Genomic DNA, 6,440 nt, shown 5'->3' on the forward strand with positions numbered 1-6,440 from the left:
TTCTAAGTAAGAACCGAAAGATCTGGTTTCATTGGGTCAGATGGTCGATCGAAGTCTAAGACATAGTCGCCGAACCGATTGATGTGCCAAGTCCGGTATGGCGACAAGAAGGAAAGCATGTCAGCCGTGATCTCCACGCCTTCCTCCCGGAACTGGCGGATTGCCACTGTCATCGCCTGAACATTGTGCAGGCAGACCATGTTGGCGACCAGGTGGCTGTACTTGATTAGTTTTCGCTGCTCATGTGCCACGTTCTCCTGGATGATTCCCTCTCCTCCGAAGAATACCCACTGGATGAAGTTGTTGAACGCCTCACTTTTATTGGTCGCGGCGCTAATCATTTTTCTCAGCTCGGCAGTTTCGACGTAATCAAGCAAAAACAGTGTCCGGATCACCTTACCGAGTTCCCGGAAGGCCTGCGCCAACTGATTCTGATTTTTGTTGCCAAACCGTCGCAGAATTGTCGATGCAGTAATCTTGCCCAGCTTGATCGACACGGCCACTCGCAGCATTTCCCTGTAGTGGTCCGCAATTAGTTTCCAGCGGATAGGTCCAGCGAAAAGATCGTCGATGTTGCGATATTTCGTACCTGCCATAGGCCTGAAGAAATCGAGCTTATGCACCCCTCTGATTCTTGGCATCAGCTTGATGCCAAGAAGATATGAGATTGCGAAGACGGCGTAGTTCTGCGAGTGAGTGTCGCCGTGCAGTGTGTCAGGCTGGATGTCCGATTCATTCTCGATCAGGCCATCAAGGATGTGAACTCCTTCATACACTCCGCATGGGATGAAGCGGCTGAATAACGCAATATATTTATCTGAAACATGGTAGTAGCCGATGCCTCCATACCCGCCGTAGCGGATGTGATATTCGGACATCATGTTCTGTTCATAGAGATCCCATTTCGTGCCATCGGCCGATGCACTTTTGCCTCCACCCCAGTAGCCCGGCAGTTTATACTTCGCATAAATATTCGTGACCTGAACAATCGCCTTTTCCAAAGCCTCTTCGGTTACATATTTAAGATTCAGCCAGCCTATCTGTTTCCGATTGACGTCCTTGATCGAGCGGCTCGTTTGTACGGCCCCAAGATTGCAACCGTAACAGAAGAGCGTCGTGACGAAGCGCTGTGGCAGATCTCCGATCCTGCTTTCCCTGCCGGATAGGTGCCGGAAATGTCGATGTAGCTTAAGCCACCGTTCAACGTCAATCAACACGTCCAGAATACTGATGGGCATCATCCGCTCGCGAATCATCAAATCAAGTTTCTCGGCCTCCAGCGGTTCCTGCGTCTTTTCCATACGCCGCAGCGACAAGCGCCCATCAACAATTGCGGCATGGGCGTTGTCCTTGAAGCCGCGATCGACATCCGACGAGCGCCGAGCCAGTTCCTCACGCAGTTTGTTCACTAGAGCCGATGGATCTACTTCTATACCTGTGACCTCGCCATATTCGATCACTTCTCTCTCGAAAGTCTCAAGATCTACGAGCTGCTCGCGGTAGTCGTCATACTTTTCGCTACGCTCAATAAACAAGTTGCCAACGCGTAGTTCGTCACGAATGTGCTGGTGAATCGCCAATTCGAGGCTTCGCCGATGCACCTCGCCGAAGGCCAACTCTTCGGACGGCGATATGAAGACCAACTTCCGCCACTGTCCACTCAACCAGCTCAGATCGGTTCTTCCGTCAATTCCGATTTCTCCAAGTGAAATAAACTCGCCGCGGGAGGTCTTTAACCACTGGAGAGCGCTGATCAGCCTTTCCAGTGGCCTGCTGTCACTGGCTGATTTAGGCTTAATGATCTCCAGACAATTGAACAATAGCGATCGTGTCCCTTTATAGCTCATCTCCAGAAATGGCAAATAATTCTTGTTCGCGAACGCCAGATGCTCTTCGCACATAGTAATCAGCTTCTTGGCATCGTCTCCTAACGTCATGCTAATAGCTCGCATACGCTGTTTTGCATCTCCCTCCACCTGGAAGGCCAGCAAAGCCTCGTGAAAGCGCTGAACCAACGTATCAACGATTTCTGTATGTTCCTGTTGGTACTCCGTGAGTCGGCGATAGGCGGCGCTGTGCATTTTGTCGTATATGCGAATAAACAAATCTGCAGCGTTATCTAGTGCTCGGGCGTGACATGATCGAATAAAGATTACGGCAAGCGCGTAACGCTTGTTAGGTTTAAGCGCAGCCATCTCAGCGGCATTTAGCGCGCGCGCAAAGGCACGGTAATGCTTTAGCTTACCCACTGGAATTGCTTCCACAGACGGCAAGCCTGCTGACAATGTTTGCAGTAGCCGAACGTGGTCTAAGTATTGACGAACGGCTGCATTTGTCGGTTTGGCAGGTTCCTGTTTCAAGGAATGCCAAGCTGTCGTGGCTGATTCGCTGTAGGACTTGAAGAGGTCGTCGATTCGTGCGCGAACATCGGTCGACAAAGACTTGATTACTGCATCATAGTGCTGTTCCTCGACTTTCACGCGAGCACTCACGGCCACCCGGTCGAGAGTCGTAAATCCGGGCAACTCGTAGCTATGATGCACGAGTTCTTCCAGAAGGACGTTGATAATATCCGGGATCTGATGCATTGTCTGCGCCGCATTCTCAGCGTGTTCGATCAGCCAACATCTGTCATCGAGGGGACGGATTCTCATTCTCTTGCGAGCCAGGTTGATGTTTGCCTGGCGAGTTCGTCCAGAGTCGAGTCCTTTGATTTCACTACGCGTCAGCGTTCTGGCTAATCCGTAGGAATGTGCAATGTGATCAAGATACGGCCTCGGTACTTCTTGCAGAAGGGGAAAATAGCCGAGACGCTGCGAGCATTTGAGCAAGATCATCAGCGCAATACGTTTAATTGGCGTCGCGGCATTCTTCTTGGCCCATGCCACCTCGCCCTCGCTTGCGGTGTAATGATCGCTCAACTCTCGCGGCCGGGGTTCAGGTTGCAGCCGCGGATATGCAGTTTCTTCGATCGTGGCCAAAGCGCGGTACCAACTGTCGTCAGATCCAGAACAATTTGCCGGTAGAACGGTGACGGATCACCGCATCGAGATCGCAGTCGCGCTCCTCAGCGATAGTGCGCAAGCGTCCCAGCAGAGTGTGCGCCGAGACATCAATGGACTGGCCGGATTTGGTGTCCAGCGTGAGCGAATAGCGAGAATCGCCCTTAAAAAGACGCCTAGCGCGGCACGGTTTCAGGCACCAACGTTCGATTTGTTGAAGCACAGCCTCAGAACGGGACTTCGAGAAATCGCGCGCTGTCAGGGTCAGTTTCAGTTCGACCCGCATGGCGCGTGCGGCCCGCATTCTTTTGGTGCGCTCAAGGGCCCAGGCTTGGGCGATGGCACTCGGATGTGGAAGCACCGATGCCGGGCTACGTGTTTTTGAATGGCCCCCACTCTGTTGCATTTTTCTCCTTATGTCGCGAGATTTGCAATCTTGAATAATGTAACATATATCAAATGGTAAAGAAATACCTGATTCGGCAAACAAAACATTTGGCCACCGCAGCAGGGGTTGAGTTGATCAAGATAAACGGGAACCCCACTTTGGACCGTTTGAACATCAGCCCAGGGCTCAGTGTTGCGATTCGGAAATCAGGTCCAAGTGGTGGTGCACAATGATTTCCCGCAGTGTCGAGAACGCCTTTAACCACTCCCTACACCTGCAACGAGGGGCACAGCATCCGGTGGCGGCGTATGTCTAAACACGGTGGAAAGCGTGCCGGAGCCGGTCGGCCGCGCGGATCAGGTCGTTATCATGGCGAGTCGACCAGTGTTATACGCGTCCCAACCTCACTGGTGGACTCGACAAAGGCTCAGCTAAATGAGTACGCCCACATACCACGCATTCCGGCGCGGCGCCTGGCAAAAGACACCCGCAGCGGCGGTCCTCGGGGTTTTGTTCTGAAGCTACCGGGTACAACAATCCCTAGGGACGAGCGCGCGGAAGAACCTTGCGACCTCAACGCGCTGATGGTACAGGACCCGGAATCGACATTCCTCTATGCTGTTTCGGGGAACTCAATGGATCGAGCCGGCATCTTCGATGGCGACAGTGTGCTGGTCGACCGGCGCTTGCAGGCTGTTGAAGGAGATGTTGTCGTTGCCATTATTGCGAGCCAGGGGCACACGGTCAAACGTCTGCGTGGCAGAAATGGAGCCCTCTCCCTCGAACCAGAGTCAAACAATCCGGAGTTCCGAAATCATATTCTCCGACTCGATAAAGGAGACGTCATTTGGGGGGTAGTGACAGGCGTAGTACGGCGTGTCAACAAGCCTGTTGCATCGAGCGGAATGGATACTGCTCCATCCTGAATACGAAAATCGTACTCGGGTTTATGCGGATTTTGGGGGCAGGTCATCTCGATGGGTGGTGTGTCACTACCTAAACCCGGTGCGAAGCACCGTCCGGGAACTCGGCGAGTAACCAGAAGCTGAGGGAGGCGCAGACGCAAAAAGGCCGCCCGAAGGCGGCCTTGCTATTTGTCCTCCCAGCCAAGGTTCCTGATGGCGTCCCTGGCTACTCTGCGACGTTGTTCGTCGCGTTCGCGGACTTCCGACCATGTTTGACAGTTGTAGATCACGGACTTTGCTTCCGTAACAGTTGTTCCCATGAGACCAGCGATTGCATACATCGAGTCGCGTTCATCCATGCCGTGTTCGCGCAAGAACGATAAAACCATTTCGGTATCTGCTCCAGCGGCTACAAGGTTCTCCGCCTCCTGATAAGCTGCTGTCTTTCTGAGTTGAACCGGCGCTTGATGAATATTTATGAACAACTCTCCCATATGTTCACAGAGAGGCTCTTTGAGTACCCTCAGTAGGGACTCTTTCAGGGCTTCACTGCCGGAAAAAAATGCGTGGAATGGAACTGGTCGAGTTCGTTCGCCGAACTCTCCGCGCTCATCCCTCCAACTCCGCACTGTTGCTTCCACAACTTCTACAAGTGAAAAAAAGCCTTCAAAAGGCAGAGATGGCAGATTGTCTCCGTTAGAGATGAACAAAATATATCCTTCAGCCCTCGCCCAGGAAAGATCTTGAGTCAGGTCCAGCAAAGCGTTCCAGTTACGTCCAAAATAAGGAGGAAAATTCATGGATTCGGAAAATGCGTCCATCAGAGAGAGTTCCGAATTGATCGCATTAGCATCGACGAAGAAAAGAGCAAAGCCGATTTCATCCGCAACGTTTTTGATGGCCTCAACATCCAGTAGGCCGGTCAGAGCAAAGTGGATCATGGGACTATTCGTAGTAGCCAAATGCGTGCGCCAAAATTTCTCTACCTTGCTGTTCATCGAAGTTTCATCCAGCTGATGTAGTGATCGAATGTGGCATAGATTTCCCCACCGAGGCCTGTCACAATACGCGCTCCTCCCTTCCCAGAACCAAAACTCACAACGTACCTCGTATAGTAGCCGGGGCCTTGTATAGGCAGCGGATTTGCCCCTCCGCTAGCTGCTGTAGCTGCATTTTCGAACGGTACGCCTTTGGTAGCACCCGTTGCGATTTGCTTCAATACTCCATTGATGGCATTTACTTCAGACGAGTTAAGTAAGGTACTCATACCGGACAATCCCGATGGAGGACCGAACAAAATAACGTCATTTTCAATTCGTAAATGCCCATTTACAGGCGGGGTAGGCTTACCCCCTAAAAATGGCGGTATCCAAGCTTGTTGATGCGCCCAATTTGAAGCCTGCGTAGCCCGAGTCTGCAACTGTGGCATGAAGCCAGGATTGTTCGGCGGAGGACTACTTGGACCAGTGTCGCCATTGTTCGATCCACTTCCACCGCCACCGCTTGTAAGCCAACCCCAAACTGCTTTTGCGGCTGCTGTCACAGCGCAAGCTACATCCTGCGTAGCTCCTCCTGAACAATCAAGATGGCCGTCAGGGTCAACATTTGTGAGTGGGTTGTTTCCTGCGTACGCGTAAAGATTGAGGCCCTGAGGGTCCTCAAGATTAGCGTATGGCACAGGTTGAGGCCCATCGCTATCGTCGCTATAGTCCGGGCTGAGGAACCTTCCCATGCTAGAGGCATAGTACCTGGCGCCGAAGTAGTCATTCCCGGATTCGGAGTCGCGTTCTTTGGCGGTAAAGTGGTGCTCAGTGGCGTCCGCGGCGTCGGTATTGGAAACCGGGATAGTGGCGAGTCCGTCGCCGTAAGGCAGCCCGGTAAAGTTAAGCACCGGGTTGCCGGCATAATCGGTCTGCTGGCGTCGGGTTCCCAGCCAGTCCGAGAGATGGAAGTACATCTTTCCCTCCGTCTGGCCTGTGAGATCGGCATCATACGTAGCGCTCAGTCCCGGAGCGTAAACGTTCGTGTGCGCCCACTGCCAGGCGCCGGAGTTGTTTGCCATCTCAGTCATCTGTTCCCCGCTGGGGCCAAGTACATAGACAGTTGTAGCAGTAAAGCCGTTGGTGGTGGTATCGCAACTGAAGG

General features: G+C 52.7%; 5 protein-coding genes. 1 reads left to right on the forward strand and 4 read right to left on the reverse strand.

Annotation, left to right across the window (positions count from 1 at the left end; all coding sequences use genetic code 11):
- Nucleotides 1-2: 2 nt before the first annotated feature.
- Both AC5S3R_RS17950 and AC5S3R_RS17955 read right to left on the reverse strand, forming a co-directional pair.
- On the reverse strand, nt 3-2,981 hold the full coding sequence (locus AC5S3R_RS17950) for a Tn3 family transposase (protein WP_494268539.1): 2,979 nt from the start codon (nt 2,979-2,981) through the stop codon (nt 3-5).
- A 19-nt stretch (nt 2,982-3,000) separates the two neighbouring features.
- Nucleotides 3,001-3,492 carry a hypothetical protein gene (locus AC5S3R_RS17955; protein WP_494268540.1) on the reverse strand — a complete coding sequence of 164 codons (492 nt, stop codon included), beginning with the start codon at nt 3,490-3,492 and terminating at the stop codon, nt 3,001-3,003.
- Between the two features lie 206 nt (nt 3,493-3,698).
- On the opposite strand from AC5S3R_RS17955, the gene AC5S3R_RS17960 reads away from it, so the two are divergent.
- Nucleotides 3,699-4,316: a LexA family protein gene (locus AC5S3R_RS17960; RefSeq protein ID WP_494268541.1), complete on the forward strand. Its 618-nt coding sequence runs from the start codon at nt 3,699-3,701 to the stop codon at nt 4,314-4,316.
- A 164-nt stretch (nt 4,317-4,480) separates the two neighbouring features.
- On the opposite strand, the gene AC5S3R_RS17965 is transcribed toward AC5S3R_RS17960, so the two are convergent.
- Together AC5S3R_RS17965 and AC5S3R_RS17970 are read right to left on the reverse strand one after the other, a co-directional pair.
- Nucleotides 4,481-5,293, reverse strand: coding sequence for a barstar family protein (locus tag AC5S3R_RS17965; protein WP_494268542.1), 813 nt, complete (start codon nt 5,291-5,293; stop codon nt 4,481-4,483).
- On the reverse strand, nt 5,290-6,440 hold a 1,151-nt coding region (locus tag AC5S3R_RS17970), incomplete at its 5' end, for an RHS repeat-associated core domain-containing protein (RefSeq protein WP_494268543.1). The genes AC5S3R_RS17965 and AC5S3R_RS17970, both read right to left, overlap by 4 nt.

The organism is Occallatibacter sp. FHG110214_02, assembly GCF_059115385.1.